The sequence below is a fragment of the Hydrogenophaga sp. 2FB genome, from assembly GCF_005503365.1.
Classification (GTDB): Bacteria; Pseudomonadota; Gammaproteobacteria; order Burkholderiales; family Burkholderiaceae_C; genus Hydrogenophaga.
In genome coordinates, this window is record NZ_SCML01000025.1 from 34,742 (window position 1) to 56,497 (window position 21,756).

At 66.2% G+C, this 21,756-nt stretch carries 23 protein-coding genes; 16 read left to right on the top strand and 7 right to left on the bottom strand.

Annotated elements, in window-relative coordinates:
• Positions 1 to 194 precede the first annotated feature (194 nt).
• The 3 genes from FFS09_RS15895 to FFS09_RS15905 all read left to right on the top strand — a co-directional run bounded on the left by FFS09_RS15895 (position 195) and on the right by FFS09_RS15905 (position 2,102).
• On the top strand, positions 195 to 1,178 hold the full coding sequence (locus FFS09_RS15895; RefSeq protein WP_137919874.1) for an RluA family pseudouridine synthase: 984 nt from the start codon (positions 195 to 197) through the stop codon (positions 1,176 to 1,178).
• 72 nt (positions 1,179 to 1,250) lie between these two features.
• Positions 1,251 to 1,556: an H-NS histone family protein gene (locus FFS09_RS15900; RefSeq protein WP_137919875.1), complete on the top strand. Its 306-nt coding sequence runs from the start codon at positions 1,251 to 1,253 to the stop codon at positions 1,554 to 1,556.
• Between the two features lie 69 nt (positions 1,557 to 1,625).
• Positions 1,626 to 2,102 carry a low molecular weight protein-tyrosine-phosphatase gene (locus FFS09_RS15905; protein ID WP_137919876.1) on the top strand — a complete coding sequence of 159 codons (477 nt, stop codon included), beginning with the start codon at positions 1,626 to 1,628 and terminating at the stop codon, positions 2,100 to 2,102.
• A 21-nt stretch (positions 2,103 to 2,123) separates the two neighbouring features.
• Here FFS09_RS15905 and FFS09_RS15910 read toward each other — a convergent pair whose 3' ends face one another.
• The 3 genes from FFS09_RS15910 to FFS09_RS15920 all read right to left on the bottom strand — a co-directional run bounded on the left by FFS09_RS15910 (position 2,124) and on the right by FFS09_RS15920 (position 5,851).
• Complete coding sequence (locus FFS09_RS15910) at positions 2,124 to 3,101, bottom strand: NAD-dependent epimerase (RefSeq protein ID WP_137919877.1); 978 nt, start codon at positions 3,099 to 3,101, stop codon at positions 2,124 to 2,126.
• Between the two features lie 156 nt (positions 3,102 to 3,257).
• Positions 3,258 to 4,949, bottom strand: a complete 1,692-nt coding sequence (locus tag FFS09_RS15915) for an AMP-binding protein (RefSeq protein ID WP_137919878.1) — start codon at positions 4,947 to 4,949, stop codon at positions 3,258 to 3,260.
• A 101-nt stretch (positions 4,950 to 5,050) separates the two neighbouring features.
• A complete protein-coding gene (locus FFS09_RS15920; RefSeq protein WP_137919879.1) occupies positions 5,051 to 5,851 on the bottom strand; it encodes a 2-keto-4-pentenoate hydratase in 801 nt (266 codons plus the stop codon).
• 46 nt (positions 5,852 to 5,897) lie between these two features.
• Between FFS09_RS15920 and FFS09_RS15925 the strand changes: the two genes are divergently transcribed.
• The 4 genes from FFS09_RS15925 to FFS09_RS15940 all read left to right on the top strand — a co-directional run bounded on the left by FFS09_RS15925 (position 5,898) and on the right by FFS09_RS15940 (position 9,636).
• Positions 5,898 to 6,605: an alpha/beta hydrolase gene (locus FFS09_RS15925; RefSeq protein WP_137919880.1), complete on the top strand. Its 708-nt coding sequence runs from the start codon at positions 5,898 to 5,900 to the stop codon at positions 6,603 to 6,605.
• A 137-nt stretch (positions 6,606 to 6,742) separates the two neighbouring features.
• Complete coding sequence (locus FFS09_RS15930; RefSeq protein ID WP_137919881.1) at positions 6,743 to 7,723, top strand: Bug family tripartite tricarboxylate transporter substrate binding protein; 981 nt, start codon at positions 6,743 to 6,745, stop codon at positions 7,721 to 7,723.
• A gap of 30 nt (positions 7,724 to 7,753) precedes the next feature.
• Positions 7,754 to 8,677 carry a LysR family transcriptional regulator gene (locus FFS09_RS15935; RefSeq protein WP_137919882.1) on the top strand — a complete coding sequence of 308 codons (924 nt, stop codon included), beginning with the start codon at positions 7,754 to 7,756 and terminating at the stop codon, positions 8,675 to 8,677.
• Positions 8,678 to 8,697: 20 nt separating this feature from the next.
• Entirely contained in the window at positions 8,698 to 9,636 is a 939-nt protein-coding gene (locus tag FFS09_RS15940; protein ID WP_137919883.1) for a cucumopine synthase-related protein, read from the top strand.
• A gap of 33 nt (positions 9,637 to 9,669) precedes the next feature.
• Here FFS09_RS15940 and FFS09_RS15945 read toward each other — a convergent pair whose 3' ends face one another.
• A complete protein-coding gene (locus FFS09_RS15945; protein ID WP_137919884.1) occupies positions 9,670 to 10,629 on the bottom strand; it encodes an EamA family transporter in 960 nt (319 codons plus the stop codon).
• Between the two features lie 70 nt (positions 10,630 to 10,699).
• On the opposite strand from FFS09_RS15945, the gene FFS09_RS15950 reads away from it, so the two are divergent.
• Complete coding sequence (locus tag FFS09_RS15950; RefSeq protein WP_171020054.1) at positions 10,700 to 11,170, top strand: Lrp/AsnC family transcriptional regulator; 471 nt, start codon at positions 10,700 to 10,702, stop codon at positions 11,168 to 11,170.
• A 1-nt stretch (position 11,171) separates the two neighbouring features.
• On the opposite strand, the gene FFS09_RS15955 is transcribed toward FFS09_RS15950, so the two are convergent.
• The gene (locus FFS09_RS15955; protein WP_137919885.1) at positions 11,172 to 12,623 is read right to left on the bottom strand and encodes an 8-oxoguanine deaminase; all 1,452 of its coding nucleotides are present in this window, start codon (positions 12,621 to 12,623) and stop codon (positions 11,172 to 11,174) included.
• A complete protein-coding gene (locus FFS09_RS15960; protein WP_137919886.1) occupies positions 12,620 to 13,534 on the bottom strand; it encodes a LysR family transcriptional regulator in 915 nt (304 codons plus the stop codon). Before FFS09_RS15960 ends, FFS09_RS15955 begins: the two co-directional genes overlap by 4 nt.
• 137 nt (positions 13,535 to 13,671) lie before the next feature.
• Here FFS09_RS15960 and gcl point away from each other — a divergent pair, with 137 nt between their 5' ends.
• The 5 genes from gcl (at position 13,672) to FFS09_RS15985 (ending at position 19,465) form a co-directional block, all read left to right on the top strand.
• Positions 13,672 to 15,459, top strand: a complete 1,788-nt coding sequence (gene gcl, locus FFS09_RS15965; protein WP_137919887.1) for a glyoxylate carboligase — start codon at positions 13,672 to 13,674, stop codon at positions 15,457 to 15,459.
• A gap of 28 nt (positions 15,460 to 15,487) precedes the next feature.
• A complete protein-coding gene (gene hyi / locus FFS09_RS15970; protein ID WP_137919888.1) occupies positions 15,488 to 16,306 on the top strand; it encodes a hydroxypyruvate isomerase in 819 nt (272 codons plus the stop codon).
• Positions 16,303 to 17,211 (top strand): 2-hydroxy-3-oxopropionate reductase, encoded by a 909-nt coding sequence (locus tag FFS09_RS15975; protein WP_137919889.1) that lies wholly within the window; start codon positions 16,303 to 16,305, stop codon positions 17,209 to 17,211. Before hyi ends, FFS09_RS15975 begins: the two co-directional genes overlap by 4 nt.
• Before the next feature lie 82 nt (positions 17,212 to 17,293).
• Positions 17,294 to 18,877, top strand: coding sequence for an MFS transporter (locus tag FFS09_RS15980; RefSeq protein ID WP_137919890.1), 1,584 nt, complete (start codon positions 17,294 to 17,296; stop codon positions 18,875 to 18,877).
• A gap of 27 nt (positions 18,878 to 18,904) precedes the next feature.
• The gene (locus tag FFS09_RS15985) at positions 18,905 to 19,465 is read left to right on the top strand and encodes a dihydrofolate reductase family protein (protein ID WP_137919891.1); all 561 of its coding nucleotides are present in this window, start codon (positions 18,905 to 18,907) and stop codon (positions 19,463 to 19,465) included.
• Between the two features lie 23 nt (positions 19,466 to 19,488).
• Here FFS09_RS15985 and FFS09_RS15990 read toward each other — a convergent pair whose 3' ends face one another.
• Positions 19,489 to 19,731: a glutaredoxin family protein gene (locus tag FFS09_RS15990; RefSeq protein ID WP_137919892.1), complete on the bottom strand. Its 243-nt coding sequence runs from the start codon at positions 19,729 to 19,731 to the stop codon at positions 19,489 to 19,491.
• Between the two features lie 95 nt (positions 19,732 to 19,826).
• Here FFS09_RS15990 and FFS09_RS15995 point away from each other — a divergent pair, with 95 nt between their 5' ends.
• Genes FFS09_RS15995 through FFS09_RS16005 form a run of 3 tightly spaced genes read left to right on the top strand, consistent with a single transcriptional unit; the run spans position 19,827 to position 21,755 of the window.
• The gene (locus FFS09_RS15995; RefSeq protein WP_137919893.1) at positions 19,827 to 20,573 is read left to right on the top strand and encodes a sulfite exporter TauE/SafE family protein; all 747 of its coding nucleotides are present in this window, start codon (positions 19,827 to 19,829) and stop codon (positions 20,571 to 20,573) included.
• A 22-nt stretch (positions 20,574 to 20,595) separates the two neighbouring features.
• Positions 20,596 to 21,006: a YciI family protein gene (locus tag FFS09_RS16000; RefSeq protein ID WP_137919894.1), complete on the top strand. Its 411-nt coding sequence runs from the start codon at positions 20,596 to 20,598 to the stop codon at positions 21,004 to 21,006.
• Positions 21,006 to 21,755 carry an AAA family ATPase gene (locus tag FFS09_RS16005; protein ID WP_137919895.1) on the top strand — a complete coding sequence of 250 codons (750 nt, stop codon included), beginning with the start codon at positions 21,006 to 21,008 and terminating at the stop codon, positions 21,753 to 21,755. Before FFS09_RS16000 ends, FFS09_RS16005 begins: the two co-directional genes overlap by 1 nt.
• Position 21,756 lies beyond the last annotated feature (1 nt).

A 21,756-nucleotide genomic window follows, 5' to 3' on the forward strand; every position in this document is an offset into this window, starting at 1 on the left:
TCCGGGCCTTCGGCACCAGCCCCGGGTACTGCGGGTTGGCAACCAACCCGCGGTGGACGCCTTGCCTCGCAAGCTGCGGTCCCTGCCTTGGGTGACTACCTTAAACTCAAGGCAAATCAATCACTTACGGCACACCACGGGTGTGGCGCATTATAGTCAGCTCCCCGCCCCCCGTGGCGGCCCAATTCTCAGCCATGCCCAGCAGCCCGAATCCCGGGGAAGTCCGACACATCACGGTTGACGAAGAGTCGGCGGGGCAGCGGTTGGACAACTTCCTCATCCGCACGCTCAAGGGCGTGCCCAAATCCCACATCTACCGCATCATTCGTTCGGGCGAAGTGCGCCGCAACAAAGGCCGGGTGGGCGCCGATGACCGCGTGGCGCCGGGCGACGTGTTGCGCATTCCGCCGATCCGGTTGTCCGAGCGGATCGAGGAGAAAGCCGCCAATCCGGCGCCGGCGCGCGAATTTCCGATCGTGTTCGAAGACGATGCCTTCCTGGCGATTGATAAACCCGCGGGCGTGGCCGTGCACGGCGGCAGTGGTGTGAGCTTTGGCGTGATTGAGCAAATGCGCCAGGCCCGCCCGCAGGCGCGATTGCTCGAATTGGTGCACCGCCTCGATCGTGAAACCAGCGGCTTGTTGCTGATTGCCAAAAAAAAGAGCGCATTGAAGGCATTGCAGGACCAATTCCGCGAACGCGAAACCGGCAAAACCTATCTGGCATTGGTCAAAGGCGCATGGCCAACGCGTTTGAAGGTTCTGGATCAACCCCTGCACAAATACCTATTACCTGATGGTGAGCGACGGGTAAAGGTGACCTCCGCCGACGATCCGGACGGCATGCGATCGGTCACGTTGGTGAAGGTCGCGCGGCGCGTGGTTGCGCCGTCCGGCATGGCGGCCAGCGCACCCGAGGGGTTCAGCTTGCTGGAGGTCACCATCAAGACCGGCCGTACCCACCAGATTCGCGTTCATCTGGCCAGCGCCGGTTATCCGATTGCCGGCGACGACAAATACGGTGATTTCGAACTCAACCGGCAATTGGGCAAGGCTGGTTTGAAGCGCATGTTTCTGCACGCCTGGCGCTTGAAATTGACACATCCTGTCACCAAATCGCCACTCGAGCTTCAGACCGAATTGCCAACGGAGCTCCAGCGATGGGCGTCTGGTGAATAGAATAGGGCGCCTGGTTCGTTGGCTGGGCCCGATTGACCGCATAGATCCAATACATAAAAGGACGAGTTGAAAATGGCAAGTTATTCCGAACTCATGGCGCAAGCTCAGAAACTGATGGCGCAGGCCGAACAGGCCCGCAAGGACGAACTGTCTTCCGTTATTGCCGACATCAAAGCCAAAATGAAGCAATTCGGCATCACCGCCGCCGATCTGGGCGGCGCGGCGGGCGGCAAGAAGGTCGGCAAATCCAAATCCGGTGCCGCCGCCAAGTACCGCGGTCCGAATGGCGAACTCTGGGCCGGTGGCCCCGGCCGCAAGCCCGAGTGGGTGCGCGAGGTGCTGGCGTCGGGCAAGAGCCTGGACAGCTACCTGATCTGACCCGAGCGCCGCTCGGTGTCTCCCGCAAGGCCCGCCTCTGGCGGGCTTTGTCTTTGTTAGGCTCGCACCATGTTCCGCATCCTTCTTGTCTGCATGGGCAACATCTGTCGCTCGCCCACGGCCTGTGGCGTGATGCACGCCCACATCGCGCGCCGCCAGCTGGCCCGCCTGATCGAGGTCGACTCGGCCGGCACCTACGCCGGTCACAAGGGTGAGAAGGCCGATCGCCGCGCCGTCACGCTCGCGCTGGCGCGTGGCTATCCGCACATCGAGCGGGTGCGCGCCCGCCGCGTGCTGGACCAGGACTTCGAGCGCTTCGACCTCATCCTCGCGATGGACCGCGACAACCTCGCGCGCTTGCAGCAGCAGTGCCCACCGGCGCACCAGCACAAGCTGCACCTCTTTCTGGCCTACGCCGGCCAGGGCGGCTCGGACGAGGTGCCCGACCCGTACTACGGCAATGCCGCGGGCTTCGAGGTGGTGCTGCGCCTGTGCGAGCAGGGCAGCGAAGGTGTGCTCGATCGCGTGGTCGCGACGATGGCGTGATGCGCCGCCGACCGGGCGCGTTCAGGCCCGGTGGTAGTCGCGGTACCAGCGCACGAAGCGCTCGATGCCGTCTTTCAGTGGCGTGGACGGCGCGAAGCCGACCCAGCGGTGCAGGGCGTCGGTGCTCGCATAGGTGGCGGGCACATCGCCGTCCTGCATGGGCAGGAATTCCTTGACCGCTTCCTTGCCCAGCGCGTTTTCGATGCAGCCGATGAAGTCCATCAAGGGCACCGGATCGTTGTTGCCGATGTTGAAGATGCGGTACGGCGCACCGCCGGCCGTTTCCGGCGTGGCGGGCTTGTCCAGCACGCGCAGCACGCCTTCGACGATGTCGTCGATGTAGGTGAAGTCGCGCTTCATCTGGCCGTGGTTGAACACCTGGATCGGCCGGCCTTCGAGCACCGCGCGGGTGAAGCTGAAGTAGGCCATGTCGGGCCGGCCCCAGGGGCCGTACACGGTGAAGAAGCGCAGGCCGGTGGTGGGCAGGCCGTAGAGGTGGCTGTAGGTGTGGGCCATCAGCTCGTTGGCCTTCTTGGTGGCGGCGTACAGGCTCACCGGGTGGTCCACCGCATCGGTTTCCTCGAACGGCATCTTGGTGTTGCCGCCGTACACGCTGGAGCTGGACGCGTAAACCAGGTGCCTGGGCTTCTGTGCGCGACAGCCTTCAAGGATGTGGCCGAAGCCGGCGAGGTTGCTGTCGAGATACGCCATCGGGTGCGTGATCGAGTAACGCACGCCGGCCTGCGCCGCGAGGTGGATCACCGCATCGAAGCGGTGCGTGGCGAAGAGCTTCGCCATGCCTTCCCGGTCGGCCACGTCCACCTGTTCGAACGCAAAACCCGGCTGCTGCAACAGCGGTGCCAGACGCGCCCGCTTGAGGGCGACGTCGTAGTAGTCGTTGAGGCTGTCGATGCCGAGCACCGTGTCGCCCCGCGCGAGCAGGCGCTGGGCGGTGTGCGCGCCGATGAAGCCGGCCGCGCCGGTGAGGAGGATGTGCATGGCCGCTATGTTAGCGACCCGCTAATGAGAGTGGCGGCGTGATGACATGCGTGCTCAGCACGCGAGGTCAATATCCAGGGCTCGCGAGGATCCGGCTTCGCCGGTCCCAGCGTGCGCCCCCTTGAGGGGGACGCGCGCAGCGCGGCGGGGGTGGGCCTATGCGGCCCAGATGATTTTTTTGCCCGACGCTTCCCAGGTTTCGTAGTGCCGCGCGTACAGGTCTTCGATGCGGTTGCGCTTGACCTTGAAGGTCGGCGTGATGATGTCGTTGTCCACCGTCCAGGCGCTGGTGACGACCACGATGCACTGCAGCTGTTCGTGCGGATCGAGCGTGGCATTGATCGACTTGAGGTGCGCGGCCAGTGAGGCTTCGAGCTCGCCGCGCGCGCTGGCGCTGGACGCGATGCGCGCGACCGCGTCGGGGTTGAGCATCACGATGCCCAGCGGTTGGCCGAGGTTGGCGCCGGTCACCACGCAGGCTTCCACCGCCTCGTGCATGACGAGCCGGTCTTCGATCGGCGCGGGCGCGACGTACTTGCCCTTGCCGGTCTTGAACAGGTCCTTCACGCGCCCGGTGATGCGCAGCAGGCCCTGCTTGTCGATCGTGCCCTTGTCGCCGGTCTTGAGCCAGCCGTCCTCGGTGAAGGCCTCGCGGCTTTTCTCGGGCTCCTTGTAGTAGCCCTGCATCAGCGCCTGGCTGTGCATCTGCACCTCACCGGTCTCCGGGTCCAGGCGCTGCTGCACGCCGGCATACACCGGTCCCACGGTGCCTTGCTGGTTCTTGCCGGGTTCGGTGATGTGCGAGAGCGCGAGGTTCTCGGTCATGCCGTAGCCTTCGTTGATGTGCAGGCCGAGTTGGCTGTACCACTGCAGCAGGGCCAGCGGCATGGGCGCGGCGCCGCCCGCGGCGAACTTGCATTGGTCCAGGCCGAGCGCCTTCATCACCTTCTTGCGCACGATGCCGCCCAGGATGGGGATGCGCAGCAGGCGGTTGAGTTTGGCCGGCGGCATCTTGTGGTGAATGCCCTGCTGGAACTTGACCCACAGGCGCGGCACCGAGAAGAAGATGGTCGGGCGCGCGCGCTGCAGGTCGGCGGCAAAGGTGTCGAGCGACTCGGCGAAGTACACGTGCATGCCGGTGCGCAGCCAGCCGTGCTCGACCAGCATGCGCTCGACCACGTGGGCCAGTGGCAGGTAGGAGAGCATGCGGTCTTCGCCCGACATGGGGATGCGCTTGAGGCCCGAGTCCAGCGCCCATGCGAAATTGCCGAAGCTGTGCATCACGCCCTTGGGCATGCCGGTGGTGCCCGAGGTGTAGATCAGCGTGGCGAGTTCGTCGGCGGCGCGCGGTGGTTCGCCTTGCAGGGGTTCGTGGTGGCCGCAGATCGTGTCCCAGCCTTCGTACGCGTGCAGCGCGTCCAGCGGCGACAACGCGTAGCTGATGCAGGGCATGCCGGCGGGCACGCCGGGTTTCATTCCTTCCCAGCCGTCGAGCTTGCCGACGAAACAGGCCCTGGCTTCGCTGTGCGTGAGGATCTGGCGCACGGTTTCGGCCGCGAGCGTGGGGTACAGCGGCACGGAGACGTGGCCAGCCATCCAGATGGCCAGGTCGCTCATCATCCACCAGGCGCAGTTTTTCGAAAGGATCGCGACCTTGGAGCCCGGTGGCCAACCCTGCGATTGCAAATAGGACGCCATGCGCCGAACCTGGTCACCGATCTGGCCCCAGGTGAAGTCCTGCACGGCGCCACCGCCCATGGGCTGCGTGAGGGCCACACGGTTCGGTGCGGTCTTTTCCCAGTGGTACAGGCGTTGCAGGGCCAGCAGTTCGGGCGCGACTTGGGTCATTGGCGGTGTCTCCGTTGTTGTTGCGTCTACGAGGGGGAATCTACCAAGCCCCTGGAGCCCTGTTTAGAGGGTTTCACCTGTTGGGTGTCGCGGCCGGTGGTTCACACGTCGAAGGTCACGGTGAGGCTGGGCAAGGGATCGGAGAAATCCGCCGACCAGCGTTCGCCCGGCAGAACGGCCCAGGCGTCGGTCCAGGTGCCGGTGGTGACCACGTCACCTTCGCGCAGGTCGGGCGCGCCTGGGCAGGCGCGCAGCGTCTGCGCGAAATGCAGCAAGGCGCGCAGCGGGCTGTCGAGCACGTTGCGGCCCTGGCCTTGTTCGAGGGCATCGCCGTTCCTGGACAGCGTCACGCTGGCGTTGGCCAGCAGCGCATCGAGTGCGCCGCTGTCGCTTGCAAGATCGCGCACGGGTACGCGGCGCCCGATCAGCAAGCGGGCGTGCAGCGCGCCATCGGCCACCGTGTCGGCGGGCAGAAACTTCCAGTCGGGCAAGTGCGACTGCACGATTTCGAAAGCCGGTGCGACCCAGTCGATGGCGTTGAACAGATCGTCGAGCGTGGGGTCGGCCACGGGCGTGGTCTTCAGGCCGAACGCCACTTCCGGTTCCAGCCGCGGTTGGCAAGTACGCCCCAGCGAGAGCGTGCCATCGCCATCGCACAGCGTGAGCGTGGTGTCCCACACCGTGCCCCAGATCGGCGCGTACACGTTGTAGCGTGGCCAGATCGTGCGGTTGGTGAAGCCGACCTTGAAGCCGCGGGCTTGCTCGCCGCGCGCGATGCGCAGTTGCCGCACGGCCAGCGCCTGTGCATACGCCGTCTCCATGTCGAAGCCGGCTTGCGCGGTGAGGGGTGCGGGCCAGAGCCGGCCTTGATCGGTGTGGTCGAGCAGGGTTTGCGGATTCATGCGGGTCATCATAGAGGCGCAGTGCGCTCGCGCTATGCTGGCGCCCATGAACAAGCCCTTTCTCGAAACCCAAGAACTCGTGAGCGAAGGCAACCCCGCCGCCACGCCCACCGCGTCCATCATCGTGCTGCACGGCCTGGGGGCCGACGGCAACGACTTCGTGCCCATCGCGCACGAGATGGATCTGAGTGCGATCGGTCCGGTGCGCTTCGTGTTTCCCAGCGCACCGGTGCGTCCGGTCACGATCAATGGCGGCTATGCGATGCGCGCCTGGTACGACATCCATCCCCCGAGCAACAACCCCGCGGTGCCGCGCCTCGAAGACGCGGCCGGCCTGCGTGCCTCGCAGGACCTGGTGCAAGGCCTGATTGACCGCGAGATCACACGCGGTGTGCCGGCGCACCGCATCGTGCTCATGGGGTTCTCGCAAGGCTGCGCCATGACGCTCATGACGGGCCTGCGCGCACCGCAGCGCCTGGCGGGCCTGGTGGGGCTCTCGGGCTACCTGCCCATCGCCGAGACCACTGCCGCCGAGCGCGGTGAGGCCAACCGCGATACGCCGATTTTTCTCGCGCACGGCGAAGACGATCCCATGGTCACCATCGACCGCGCCACGGCCTCGCGCGATGCGTTGGCGGCCATGGGCTATGCGGTGGAATGGCATGCGTACCCGATGGAGCACACCGTGTGCGGCGAAGAGGTGGAAGACCTCAACGCGTGGCTGTTGAAGGTGCTGGGCGCAAGCGCGGCCTGAGATGGGTATCAGTTTCCCGCATTCGCCAATGTGAACATCTGATTTGACGGTGTTGTGAGCGCGCCGATAAGCTGCCGGAACGGTTGGGCAAGGACATTGCGAACCGATTTCAGCCACACATCAGCACGAGGCCGTTCATGCATCTCAAACTCATCCGCCTGATGGTCCTGGGGGCCATCGGTGTCTTCGGTTTTTTTACCGCGGTCCAGGCCGCGGAATTCCCCGATCGACCCATCACGATCATCGTGCCTTATGCGAATGGCGGGCAGGGCGACATCATCGCCCGCGCCATTGCAGACAACCTCCCGGCCCGCATCGGGCAGCCCGTGATTGTGGTGAACCGGCCCGGTGCCAATGGTGTGATCGGCACCCAGGCGGTCGCGCAAGCCAGGCCAGACGGGTACACCATCGGCGTGGTGGTGGCATCGCATGCGGTGTCGCCTGCCTTCAATGCCACGCTGCCGTTTGATTCGGTCCATGATTTCGTGCCGATCACGACCGCCGCGCTGACGGAGATGGTGGTGGTGGGATCACCGACCATGGAACCTCGGAATCTGAAGGAATTCATTGCGCTGGCGAAGAGCAAGCCAGGCGAGCTGGTCTACAAGTCGGCCGGCCCGGGCAGCAATTCGCACCTGTTCAGCGAGTGGCTGCAGGATGCCACCGGGATCCGCCTCATTCACGCGCCCTACAAAGGCAGTGGCGACTCTTCGCGCGATCTCGTGGCGGGCGTGATCCACTTGGGCTTTGACACGTTGCCGGGCGTCAAAGGCTATATCGTCAACAAGCAGATGAAGCTCCTGGCGGTCGGCGGACCCAAGCGGTCTCCCACGTTCCCCGATGTGCCCACCGTGGCCGAATACGCGGGGATCCCGGATTTCCAGGCGAACACCTGGAGCATGGTGCTGGCGCCGAAGGGCACGCCCGACGAGGTGGTGAACCGGTTGAACCGCGACATCATCGCGGTGTTCCAGATGCCTGCGGTGCGCCAACGGCTGGAAAACACCGGCGCGCAGATCGTGGGCAACACACCCGCGCAGGCCCGGGAGATGCTGGCAGCGCAAGTGAAGTTCTACGGCGACCTTGTGAAGAGGTTGGGCCTCAAAGTCACCAACTGACCACCATCCGTTGTTCGGATCGCATTCGGCATGATCAAAACGACCCGCCCGCTCAATGCCAAGCAGCTCGAGGCATTTCGTGCCGTCATGCTCACCGGGAGCATGACGGGCGCCGGGCGGTTCCTGTCGGTGTCGCAGCCCGCGATCACGCGGTTGATCCGCGATCTGGAAGAGGACTTGAAGCTCCAGCTCTTCGTTCGCGACAGCGGGCATATTGCGCCGACGCAGGAAGCGCGTGCGCTTTACAAGGAGGTCGAGCGCCACTACGCGGGCACGGAGCGCATCCGCGAAGCGGCCTTTGCGATCCGCGAGTTCAAGAGCGCCCGACTGAAGATCGCGGCGAACCTCTCGCTCACCCTGGCGTGTTTGCCCAGGGCCATCGCACGGTTCGAGAAGAGTTTTCCGACGTCGATGGTGAGCGTTCAAAGCGGCGTCTCCGCCGAAATCATCGACCTGGTGTCCAGCGGCAGCGTGGACATCGGTTTTGCGGCCATCCACCCCGGCCGCCGCGACGTGGGCTCGGCGCCGCTGGCCGCCTCGCAATGGCTGTGCATGCTGCCCAAAGGCCACGCCCTGGAAGCGCGCGCGGAGATCACGCCGTCGGATCTGGACGGCGTCGATTTCATTGCGGTGGGTCCCAGCTCGATGTCCCGCTACGAGATGGTGGGTATGAAAGGTTCGCCCAACATCACACCGCGCATTCGGCTGGAAACGCAGTACTCGGTGTCGGCCGCCACCTTTGTTCGGCAAGGGCTGGGCATTGCGATGGTGGACCCCCTGGCCGCTTCATTGAGCGACAAGGACAGCGTGTCGCTCAGACGCTTTTCGCCCACGGTGCCTTATGTGCTCTCGGTGGTGTACCCCGCATCCGCACGACCGAACAAGTTGCTTGACGAGCTCATCGATTCGGTCCGAACGGTCTACGAGGAAACCATCCAGGGGCTTCCGGTTTAAACACAAGAAAGATTGAAAAATTGAGTTATCCGAATCTGCTTGAAGAACTTCAGCACGAAACCCGACGCATTGCGCGCGAGGAACCCGAGGGCTACCGAAAGCTGCGAACCGGCCAACTGGACAATCGCCCCGGTTGCGAAGGCGTCTACTACGGCGCACTCGATATTGCGCACGGCATGCTGCGCGACTTCGCGATGTACACCGTCTACCCCACGTTGGCGCTGCACCGGGAGCAGAACAACGTCGCGATGTCGCGCGCGGTGGCGAACCAGATGTTCCCGACCGTCCTGAATTACCTGGGCTACAGCGGATTTCCGGAACTCAAACGCCTGGGGCACCGGTTTCTTGAAACGTCCGGAGACTGTGATCTGGAGCAGTTCGATCACATCCTGGTGGCCTTTCTCCGGTACGTGAACACCCTTTACGCCTGGGCCTACCACTGGTTTCCCTGGAATGTGGGCGATGCCATGCGCTACCCGGGCGGCGACGGGCACAAGGAGCCGCTGGCCGCCGAGATCATCGACACGCTCGAACCCACCGACACCCTGATTCGACTTCGGTGGGAGCCGCTGGGCATCGAGGTGCGTGCATTCCTGTGTGTCGATCGCAACCCCGAACTCTGCCGCGACTTGCTGGACGCCTTGCCCTTCACCTGTCTCCAGTCGCACCCGATGGTGTCGGGTGAATCCATCTTTGCCTGGACGCCACTGACGTCGACGGCCGCCACGCCCTTCAAGGAAGAAATTCGCACCGCCCCTGTCGGTCGCTTGCGGTTCAGCCAGCGAACCGGTCAGAAGCTCACGGTGCAATACGGCGTGACGAGTGAGGACATCATGGCGCCGGTGTTGGGATCGGTGCTCCAGAGCGACCGGCATCTGCTGCGCGCCGTGGGGTCTGCCGTCTGGACGTCGACCTATGAAACCAAAGAGGCCATCTGGTTGACCGTGGAACGCTGTTAGGGCGCGAACCTGTGGTGGTGACCCTCCGGCGCGTCAAGGCGCACCGGTGGGGAACCGGCCCTGTGGCAGCCAGGCGCGCACCAGCGCCACCGCTTCACGGCCATACAGGATCAAGGCCAGCGCGAGCAGGATCAGCGGCATGGCCACGAACACCCAGCCGGTGAGGGTTTCGCCGGCAAGCCACACGCCGACGCACAGCGCCACCAACGGGTTCACGAACGAATAGCTGCCCGCCAGCGCTGCCGAGGTGTTCTTCAACAGCCACAGGTAGGCATTGAGCGTGACCATGGTGCCCATGACCACCAGATAGAGCCAGGCCAGCCACGATGCGGCCGTGACCTCGCGCCACGCCACCGTGCGCGCACTGGGTTCCCACAGCCCGGCCACGACCAACCCGAGCAATCCGCCCAACAACCACTGCGCGCCCGAGGCCATGGCCGGCGCGGGCAGGGCGAGGCGGCGCGAGGCGTACGAGCCCAGGCTCCACGCCAGCGGTGCGCCGAACGCGCACAGGGTGCCCAGCAGCGTGGTCGAAAAATCCCCTTCCAGTGCCAGCACCAGCGCACCCGCCGCGCCCAGCGCCAGACCGATCCAGCTCGTCACCGGCACGCGCTCGCCGCCCCAGCGCGTCCACAGCGCGAGCCACATCGGCATGGTGGTGACCACCGTCGCCATCAGGCCCGAACCGATGCCGGCCTTCTGCGCCAGCACGATCAGCGCCATGGCCGCGAAGGCCATCAGGCCGCCGATGAGCGCGCTCGCACGCCCCTGCGCCGCCGTGGGCCAGGCCTGGCCTTGCCAGCGTGCGATGGCCAGCATGAGCACGCCCGCGAACACGAAACGCGCGCCGTTCATGAGCACGGGCGGCAGCGACTGCATGGCCACGTCCAGCGCGAAATAGGTCGTGCCCCAGACCAGGTACACGATCAACAGCGCCGCGCCCAAGCGCAAGCTATGGCGGTCGATCGACTTCGGGTTGAAAATGGACGGCATATTCAGTCCTTCGTCGGAAATTTTCCGGAAATGGGAAGGGGATCTGAATTTTGATCAAAATCGAGGCTGTATGCAAGCAAATATCCAGCTAGACGACGTGGACGCCGGAATTCTTACGGCATTGAGCGGCGACAGCCGGCGTTCGTACGCCGACGTGGCCGCCGAGGTGGGGCTGTCCACGGCAGCCGTGCACGAGCGGGTGAAGAAGATGGTCGAGCGCGGGGTGATCGAGCGTTTCTCCTTGCGCGTCGACCCGGACCGTGTGGGCCTGCGCTTCACGGCCTTCGTGGCGATCCGCAACGACGGCGGCGCGCACTGCCGCGACGTGGCGCCGCGCCTGAGCGAGCTGCCCGAGGTGCTCGAGCTGCACAGCGTGGCGGGCGAATACGACTTCCTCGCCAAGGTGCGCACCACGCATGCGCGCGCGCTTGAAGAGGTGCTCTACAAGATCAAGGCCATTCCCGGCGTGGCGCGCACCACCAGCACGGTGGTGCTCAACACCGAGTTCGAAGACCGGCCGCTGCAGTTGCCGAAGGAGTGACTTAGCGCGGGGTGGTGGCGAGCTGCACCGCCAGGCGGTTGTGCCGCTCCACGATCGGTCCCAGGTCCACGCTGGTGAGCTGGCCTTCGCGCACCACCACCTGGCCATTGACCACCGTGTAGGCCGCTTGCGGGCTTGCACACAGCAACAGGCTGCCCACCGGGTCGTGCACCGCGCCACCCGCAAAGCCCAGGGTGCGCAGATCGAACAGCGCGAAGTCGGCGCACATGCCGACGGCGAGATGGCCGATGTCCTTGCGCCCCAATACCTCGGCGCCGCCGCGCGTGGCCATGTGCAGCGCGTCGCGCGCGGTCATTTCGGCCGGACCGAGGTCGCAACCGAAGAAGGTCTTGCCGCCACGCTCTTCGGGCGCTTGCAGGGCCCGGCCCACGCGTGCGAGCAAGAGCGCCTGTCGCGCTTCGTTGACCATGTGCGCGCCGTCGTTGCTGGCGCTGCCGTCCACGCCCAGGCCCACGGGCACACCGGCGTCGAGCATGCGGCGCACCGGTGCGATGCCCGAGGCCAGGCGCATGTTGCTGCAGGGGCAATGGGCCACGCCGGTGCGGCTGGCGGCGAAGAGGGAGATGCCTTCGTCGTCGAGCTTCACGCAGTGCGCGTGCCACACGTCGTCACCGAGCCAGCCGAGTTCCTGCGCGTACTGCGCGGGCGTCTTGTTGAACTTCTCGCGGCTGTAGGCGATGTCGTGGTCGTTCTCCGCCAGGTGGGTGTGCAGGCGCACGCCTTGCCCCTTGAACGAGCGGGCGAGCGCCGCGCTTTCCTTCATGAGCGCGGGGCTGACCGAGAACGGCGAACAGGGTGCGAGCGCCACCTGCAGCATCGCGCCGTGTTGGGCGCCGTGCCAGGTCTCGATCAGGCGCTGGCTGTCTTTGAGGATCGCCTCCTCGCGCTCCACCACCGCATCGGGCGGCAGGCCACCGGCGCTCGCGCCCACGCTCATGCTGCCGCGCGTGGCCATGAAGCGCATGCCGATCTGCTGCGCGGCTTCGATGCTGTCTTCCAGGCGCACGCCGTTGGGGTAGATGTAGAGATGGTCGCTGGTGGTGGTGCAGCCACTGAGCAGCAATTCGGCCATGGCGACCTGCGTGGACACACGCACCATCTCGGGCGTGAGGCCGGACCAGATCGGGTACAGGCCGCGCAGCCACGAGAACAGCTCGGCGTTCTGCACGCTCGGGATCGCGCGCGTGAGGCTCTGGTACATGTGGTGGTGCGTGTTCACCAGGCCTGGCGTGACGAGATGGCCGCTGGCTTCGATCACCTCGCTGGCCTCATCGTGCAGCGCCGGTGGCAGCTCGGCGGCGGGACCGATCCACTCGATGACGTTGCCGCGCACGAAGAGGCTCGCATCGGCCAGCTCGGTGCCACTGGCCAGATCGGCATCGTTGAAGGTCGCGATGCAGGTGGCGTTCTGGATGAGCAGGGAGCGTGTCATGGCGTTTCCTTCAGCCAGTAGCCCGGCCTTGCGTAGATCTTTTTCAAATGGTCGATGAAGAAGCGCACCTTCGCGGGCAGATGCCGCTGCTGCGGGTACACCGCCAGGATGTCGTAGGCGGGCAGGGCGAAGTCGTCGAGCACGGTCACCAGTTCACCGCGCAGCAACTGCGCCTGGATCTCCCAGGTGGATCGCCAGCCCAGGCCCAGGCCTTCGCTGGCCCAGCGCTGCAGCAGTTCGCCGTCGTTGCAGTCCAGGTTGCCGTCCACCCGCACCGTCACGGTCTTGCCGTCCTGCAGGAAGTACCAGCCGCGCTGTTGCCCGCCTTGCAGGTTGAATGCCAGGCAGTTGTGGTCCTTGAGGTCGTCGAGCGTTTTCGGCGTGCCATGTTTGCGGAAGTAGGCCGGCGTGCCGCAGACCACGCGCTGGTTGGTGGCGAGCTTGATGGCGACGAAGTTGGGGTCGATCGCGCCGCCGATGCGCAGGCCGACGTCGTAGCCCTCGCGCACCAGGTCGACCACGCGGTCGGTGAGGTTGAACGAAATCTTCACCTCGGGGTTGGCCTTGAGAAACGCGCTGGCGTGCGGCGCCACGTGCAAGCGCCCGAAGGCCGCCGGCGCCGACACCACCAGGTGGCCGCTGGCGCGGTGCTTCTGCGACGACACCGCCGCCTCGGCCTGCGACCACTGCGCCAGCAGCACGCGGCACTCGTCGAGAAAGCCCGCGCCTTGCTCGGTGAGCGCGAGCCGGCGCGTGGAGCGGTGGATGAGCTGCGTGCCGAGGCGACGTTCCAGCGCGTCGATGCGCCGACCCATCATCACCGGGGTGATGCCCTCGTGCAGCGCGGCCGCGGCCAGGCTGCCGTGCTCCATCACCATCACGAAGGCCTCGATTTCCTTGAAGCGGTCCATGGGTGCATGTTAACGCTGGAGCGCCGCCGATTCCATACCCAAAGTATCGAATCAACGTACCGCCATGGGCATTCTCAAGAGCATGGGTTCTCCCTAGCATGGGAGCCAGTCCATCAACCTCGGTAAGGAATCGCATCATGGCCCGTATGACCGCAGCGCAAGCCGCTATCTGTGTGCTGGAGAAGGAAGGCATTTCGCAGGCATTCGGCGTGCCCGGCGCCGCCATCAACCCGTTCTACGCAGCGATGCGCCAGCGCGGCAGCATCTCGCACATCCTCGCGCGGCACGTGGAAGCCGCCTCGCACATGGCCGAGGGCTACACCCGCGCGCGTGCCGGCAACATCGGCCTGTGCATCGGCACCAGTGGCCCGGCGGGCACCGACATGATCACCGGCCTGTATTCCGCGCAGGCCGATTCGATCCCCATCCTCTGCGTCACCGGCCAGGCGCCGCGCGCGCGGCTCTACAAGGAAGACTTCCAGGCCGTCGACATCGAAAGCATCGCCAAGCCGGTCACCAAGTGGGCGGTGACGGTGCGCGAGCCCGCGCTGGTGCCACGCGTGTTCCAGCAGGCCTTTCACCTCATGCGCTCGGGCCGCCCGGGGCCGGTGCTGATCGACTTGCCGTTCGACGTGCAGATGGCCGAGATCGAGTTCGACCCGGACACCTACGAACCGCTGCCGGTCTACAAGCCGAGCGCGAGCCGCAAGCAGATCGAGAAGGCGCTGGACATGCTCGCCGCGTCCACCAAGCCGCTGATCGTGGCCGGTGGCGGCATCATCAACGCCGACGCGTCCGACCTGCTGGTGGAATTCGCCGAACTCACCGGCGTGCCGGTGATCCCCACGCTCATGGGCTGGGGCACGATTCCGGATGACCACGCGCTCATGGCCGGCATGGTGGGCCTGCAGACCAGCCACCGCTATGGCAACGCGACCCTGCTCGCGAGCGACTTCGTGCTGGGCATCGGCAACCGCTGGGCCAACCGCCACACCGGCTCGGTCGAGACCTACACCCAGGGTCGCAAGTTTGTTCACGTGGACATCGAGCCCACGCAGATCGGGCGTGTGTTCGACCCGGACTTCGGCATCGTCTCCGACGCGAAGGCCGCGCTCGAACTCTTCGTGCAGGTGGCGCGCGAGCGCAAGGCCGCGGGCCACTGGCCGAGCTATGCGAACTGGGTCGGTCGCTGCGCCGAGCGCAAGCGCCTCATGCTGCGCAAGACGCACTTCGAGCAGATCCCGATGAAGCCGCACCGCGTGTACGAAGAGATGAACCAGGTGTTCGGCCGCGACACGATTTACGTGAGCACCATCGGCCTGTCGCAGATCGCGGGCGCGCAGTTCCTGCACGTCTACGGTCCGCGCCAGTGGATCAACTGCGGCCAGGCCGGCCCGCTGGGCTGGACGCTGCCGGCCGCGCTCGGCGTGGTCGCGTCCGACCCGACCAAGCCCGTGGTGGCGCTCTCGGGCGACTACGACTTCCAGTTCCTGATCGAAGAACTCGCGGTCGGCGCGCAGTTCCGCCTGCCCTATGTGCACGTGCTGGTGAACAACTCGTACCTCGGCCTCATCCGCCAGAGCCAGCGCGGCTTCGACATGGACTACTGCGTGCAGCTCGCGTTCGAGAACCAGAACATGGACGAGGGCGCGGGCGAGCTGCGCGGCTATGGCGTGGACCACGTGGCCGTGGTCGAAGGCCTGGGCTGCAAGGCGCTGCGCGTGACCGACCCCGAGAAGCTGCAGGACGCCTTCCGCCAGGCACAACAACTCGCCGCGTTGCACCGCGTGCCGGTGGTGGTGGAATGCATACTGGAACGTGTGACCAACATCGCCATGGGCACGGAGATCGACAAGATCAATGAATTCGAAGCCATCGACTGCCGCGCCCCGCAGGGCCTGGAAACCGTTGGCCTGCTGGATTGATCGCCCACCACCACAAGGACACCACACCATGCCGCAATTCGCCGCCAACCTCTCCATGCTCTGGAACGAGCTGCCGTTCCTCGACCGTTTTGCCGCCGCCGAGCGCGCCGGCTTCAAGGCCGTGGAGTTCCTGTTTCCCTACGACTTCACGGCCGACGAGATCGCGCAGCGCCTGCGGCAACACCAGCTGAAACTGGTGTTGCACAACATGCCCGCCGGCGACTGGGCCGCGGGCGAGCGCGGCACGGCCTCGTGGCCCGGCCGCGAAGTCGAGTTCCACGCGGGCGTGGCGAAGGCCTTGCAATACGCCACCGCCCTCGGCACACCGAACCTGCACTGCATGGCCGGCATTCCACCGAAAGGCGTGAGCGAAGCGCAGGCACGCGCCACGCTGGTGAGCAACCTGCGCTTCGCGGCGGCGGAGGCACAACGCCATGGCATTCGCCTGCTGCTGGAACCCATCAACCATTTCGACATGCCCGGCTTCTTCATCAACCGTCCGCGCCAGGCGATTGCGCTGATGGACGAGGTGGGGTCTGACAACCTCTTCCTGCAGTACGACATCTACCACGCGCAGCGCATGGAAGGCGAACTGGCCAACACCATCAAGGACCTGCTGCCGCGCATCGCGCACATGCAACTGGCCGACACGCCCGGGCGCCACGAACCGGGCACCGGTGAAATCCACTACCGCTACCTGTTCGACACCATCGACGCGCTGGGCTACCGCGGCCACATCGGCCTCGAATACAAGCCGCGCGACGGCGGCCCCGGTGGCACCGACAAGGGTCTCGTCTGGCTGGCCGAGCATGGCCACGCGCTGGAACTGCAAGGAGAGCCGGCATGACGAAGAACGGACTCAAGGTCGGCTTCATTGGCCTGGGCATCATGGGCGCGCCCATGGCGCTGAACCTGCTCAAGGCGGGCAACGCCCTGTTCGTGGCGAGCCGCGGCAAAGTGCCCGAGGCCTTTGCGCAGGAGGGCGCGACGATCTGCACCAACGCCACCGAGGTGGCCAGGCGCGCCGACATCGTGGTCATCATGGTGCCCGACACACCGCATGTGGAAGACGTGCTGTTCGGCGAGACCGGTGTGGCCAAGGGGTTGAGCGCGGGCAAGCTGGTGATCGACATGAGTTCGATCAGCCCGATGGCGACCAAGACGTTTGCGCAGAAGATCAACGCGCTGGGTTGTGACTACCTCGACGCGCCGGTGAGTGGCGGCGAGGTGGGCGCGAAGGCCGCGAGCCTGACCATCATGGTGGGTGGGCCGCAGGCCGCGTTCGACCGGGCGCAACCCTTGTTCGCCGCCATGGGCAAGAACATCACGCTCGTGGGCGGTAATGGCGATGGGCAGACCACCAAGGTGGCGAACCAGATCATCGTGGCGCTCAACATCGAGGCGGTGGCCGAGGCGCTGCTGTTCGCCAGCAAGGCGGGTGCGGACCCGGCAAAGGTGCGGCAGGCACTCATGGGCGGCTTCGCGGCCAGCCGCATCCTGGAGGTGCACGGCGATCGCATGATCCAGCGCACGTTCAACCCGGGTTTTCGCATCGAGCTGCACCAGAAGGATTTGAACCTGGCGTTGCAAGGGGCGAAGGAGCTGGGGGTGAGCTTGCCGCATACCGCGAGTGCGGCGCAGCTGATGCAAAGCTGCGCGGCCAACGGCATGGCGGGGCTGGACCACTCCGCGCTGTGTCGCAGCCTGGAGCTGATGGCCGACCACCCCATCGCCGCGGACCCGGTGGCCTGAGGAGCCTGGCCCCTCGGCCAAAAAGCGGGGGGATCGGGAGCGGACGCCGCGTGTGGGCGGGCTTGTGCTGAATAATGCCCCGATGCCCGCGCCATCCACATCCATCTGGAGTCCCCTTCGCCAACCCGCCTTTCGGGGCCTGTGGATCTGCGGGGCGGTCTTCTTCATCGGCAACGGCATGCAGACCATGGCGGCGGCCTGGCTCATGGTCGAGCTCAGCGGGTCGTCGTTTCTCGCGGCATTGGTGCAGACGGCGGTGTTCCTCCCCATGTTCCTGCTGGCGCTGCCCGCCGGTGTGCTGGCCGACACCACCGACCGCCGCCGTCTGATTTCCGGCGCGCTGATCGCGCAGGCGGTCGCCAGCCTGCTCCTGGCCCTGCTGGTGCTCGCCGGCAAAGGCGGCCCGGCCTCGGTGCTGTTCCTGGTGTTCGCCTGCGGCTGCTGCACGGCGGTGCTCACGCCGGCGTGGAACTCCTCGGTGGTCGATCCGGTGCCGCGCGGCGAATGGCCGCAGGCCATCACCGCCATCGGCATCGCCTACAACGCCGCGCGTGCCATCGGACCCACCCTGGCCGGCCTGCTGTTCGCGCGGCTGGGCGCGGGCTGGGTGTTCGTCGTCGCCGTCGGGACCACGGCGGTGATGTGGACGGCCATCCGCCGCTGGCCGCCGCGCGCGCACCCGCCCTCGTCGCTGCCGCCCGAGCGCCTGTGGGGCGGCACGCTCAGCGGCCTGCGCTTTGCCTGGCACTCGCGCATCATCCTCGCGCAGCTGGTGCGGGTGATGGCCTTCAGCGCCGCCGGCGCCGCGCTGTGGGCGCTGCTGCCGGTGATCGCGCAGCGCCAGCTCGGCACGGGCGCCGAAGGCTTCGGCCTGCTCATGGGCTGCCTGGGCACCGGCGCCGTGGCCTCGGGCCTGGTCATTGGCCGCCTGCGCGCGCGCTTTGCGCTCGATCTCCTCGTGGCCATCAGCTGCGTGGTCTTTGCCGCCGTCATGCTGATCGCGGCCTGGGTGCGCGTGCCGGTGGTGGTCTACGTGGCCATGACCTTCGGTGGCGCGGCCTGGATGGCGACCATGTCCACCATCAACACCGCCACGCAAGCCAGCGCGCCGCCGTGGGTGCGCTCGCGCGCCGTGGCCATGCACATCCTCTCCGCCCTGGGCGCGTTTGCCATCGGCTCGGCCTTCTGGGGCGCGGTGTCCGACATCGTTGGCCTGAGCGCCGCGCTGGTGGCGGCGGCCGTGGTCATGGCCGCCGGCCTGCTGCTGGTGCGCCCGTTTCCCCTGCGCGTGGGAGGCGACCAGGAGGTGACCCAAGGCACGCCCTGGGACGAGCTGTTCATCGAAGACGAACCCAACCCCGAGGCCGGCCCGATCGCGGTGGAGGTGGGCTACCGCATCCGCCCGGGCGTGGACAGCGCGTTTCTCGACACCATCGCCCAGATGAAGGCCCCGCGACGGCGTGATGGCGCCACCTTCTGGCGTGTCTACAAGGACCTGGGCGAGCCCTCGCGGTATGTCGAGCGCTTCATCGTCACCTCATGGGCCGACTACCTGCACCAGCGCGCCCGCGCCACCGTGGCCGACCGCGCGATCGAGGCCGAGGTGCGCGCGTTTCTGCCCGAGGGCGAGAGTGCGCGCATGTCGCACTACATTGCGGAGCGATAGCATCGGCCGCCGCACCAGGAGCATGCCATGCGACCCCTTCGGTATTCCATCAACGTCACGCTGGACGGGTGCATCGACCACCACGCCATGGTCCCGGACGACGAATTGCACCGTCACGCGACCGAGACCCTCGCGCGTGCCGATGCGCTGCTCTTCGGCCGCGTGATGTACAAGATGATGGAGGGCGCGTGGCGGGTGCCGGCGCGGACCGGCGAGAAGCCCGACTGGATGGTGCCCTGGATGGAGCCTTTCGCCCGAACCATCGACGCGGCGAAGAAGTACGTCGTGTCCAGCACCCTGGACGAGGTCGACTGGAACGCGGAACTGTTGCGCGGGGATCTGGCGAATGCTGTGCAACGCCTCAAGCAGGCGCCGGGCCAGGGGCTGTACGTGGCCGGCGTGCAACTCCCGCTGGCGCTGACGGAGCTGGGGCTGATCGATGAATACGAGTTCGTGGTGCACCCACGGCTCGCGGGCCATGGGCCCACGTTGTTTGCGGGACTCTCGAAGCCCGTCGATTTGAAGCTGGTTGGCCGGCACGAATTCCGCTCGGGCGCGGTGGCGATGCGGTATGAGCCGAAACGCTAGCCGTGCCCCCGCGGGGCGTGGACTTACTGACCCAGTTGCACCAGTGCCGCCTGCAGCCCGCTCAGGCCGCCCACGCGTTGGTCGTTGATGAAGATCTGCGGCATCTGCCGCACCGACGGGCCGCACTTTTCGTAGAACGCCAGGCGTTCGGTCTCGTCGTCGATCTTGATTTCCTCGAACGGCAGCGAGCGGGACTTGAGCAGCATCTTGGCCGACTCGCATTGCGGGCAGGCGGACTTGGAATAGACGGTAATTTTGAGTGACATGGCGCCGAGTTTACGGCGTGCCGTTGCGCGCGCAGGTACAGTCCCCCGGATGATTCCACTTCCCTCGAAGGGGTGTCCGTTGACACCAAACACGCATGACACCTGAACTCGCCTTGCTCGTGGTGGGCGCGGCCGTGGCCGGTTTTGTGCAGGGGCTCTCCGGTTTCGCCTTCGGCATGGTGGCCATGTCGTTCTGGGTCTGGGGCATCGAGCCGCGTGTGGCGGCGGTGATGGCGGTGTTCGGTTCCCTCACCGGACAGATCGTGGCGGTGGTGTCGAATCGGCGCGGGCTGCGCCTGTCCTCGCTCGCGCCGTTCCTGGTGGGCGGCGCGGTGGGCATTCCCTTCGGCATTGCCGTGCTGCCCCACCTCAACCCGGACCTCTTCAAGCTGGTGCTCGGCTGCGTGCTGGTGCTCTGGTGCCCGGTGATGCTGTTCTCCTCGCGCCTCCCCAAAGTGACGGGCGGCGGGCGCCGGGCCGATGGCGTGGCCGGCGCGGCCGGCGGTTTCATGGGCGGCATTGGCGGGTTCACCGGCGTGGTGCCCACGCTGTGGTGCACGCTGCGCGGCTTGGCGAAAGACGAGCAACGCGCCATCATCCAGAATTTCAACCTCGCGGCCCTGGCGTGCACCATGCTGGGCTACGTGCTCACCGGCACCGTGACGCGCGACATGTGGGCGCTGCTGCCCTGGGTGGCGGCGGCCTTGCTCGTGCCGGTGTTGCTCGGTGCGCGCGTGTACGTGGGCTTGAGCGAAGCCGCGTTTCGCCAACTGGTGCTCACGCTGCTCAGCCTGTCCGGCGTGGCCATGCTGGTGTCCGCGGTGCCTCGCCTGCTTTCATGAACGAAGAAGGAGCTTGCATTCCATGACGACCGATTCCAGCGCCGTGTCCGACTACCTCGTGCTCTCGCGCGGCCAGTGGGACGCCGACGCATCCACCGAAGACATTCAGCAAGCGATCGACGATTTCTACACCTGGCACGACCAGCTCGTGGCCGCGGGCAAGATGAAAAGCGGCCAGCGCCTGGCCACGCCGGCCCGGCTGGTCACGCGCCAGGGCGTGATCGACGGCCCCTTCACCGAAGCCAAGGAAATCGTCGGCGGCTACTGGTTCTTCGTGGCCAGCAGCCTGGAAGAGGCCACCGCGCTGGCCGCGCAAAACCCCTGCATGGCCTTGGGCCTGCAGTTCGAGGTACGGCCGGTGGAGGACGAGCGCTGCAGCGCGCTCAGGGCGAGCTGCGAAACGCCGCCGGCCGCGCGCACGTCCGCCGCCTGATGCTGTCGTCGCAGTTCCTGCAGCGCATGAGCCTGCGGCGCGACCGCATCGACGACTTCCAGCGCTACCCCTTCTGCCTGCCGGCGGTGCGCTCGCTCGACCAGCTGGATTTCCATCCCAAGGTCACCTTCTTCGTCGGCGAAAACGGCTCGGGCAAGTCGACACTGCTCGAAGCCATCGCCGTCTCGCTCGGCTTCAACGCCGAAGGCGGCAGCAAGAATTTCAACTTCAGCACCCGGCGTTCGCACTCGGAGTTGCACGAATACCTGCGCCTCGCCAAGGGCTTCAAGCGGCCGCGCACCGGCTACTTTCTGCGGGCCGAGAGTTTCTTCAACGTGGCCACCGAGATCGAGAACCTCGATGCGGAGCCGTCGTTCGGCCCGCCGGTGATCCATTCGTATGGCGGCCGTTCGCTGCACGAGCAGTCGCACGGCGAGTCGTTCCTGACCTTGCTCAACGAGCGCTTTGGCGGACAGGGGCTCTACATCCTGGACGAACCGGAAGCCGCGCTCTCGCCGCAGCGCCAGTTGGCGGTGCTCTCGCGCATCCACGACCTGGTGAAGGATGGTTCGCAGTTCGTCATCGCCACCCACTCACCGCTGCTCATGGCCTACCCGGATGCGTGCATCTACCAATGCACGGCGGAGGGTGTAGCGCCGGTGGCCTATGAGGACACGGAGCACTTTCGCGTCACGCGCGATTTTCTGGCGAGCCCTGAGCGCATGTTGCGCGGGTTGCTGACGCGCTGAG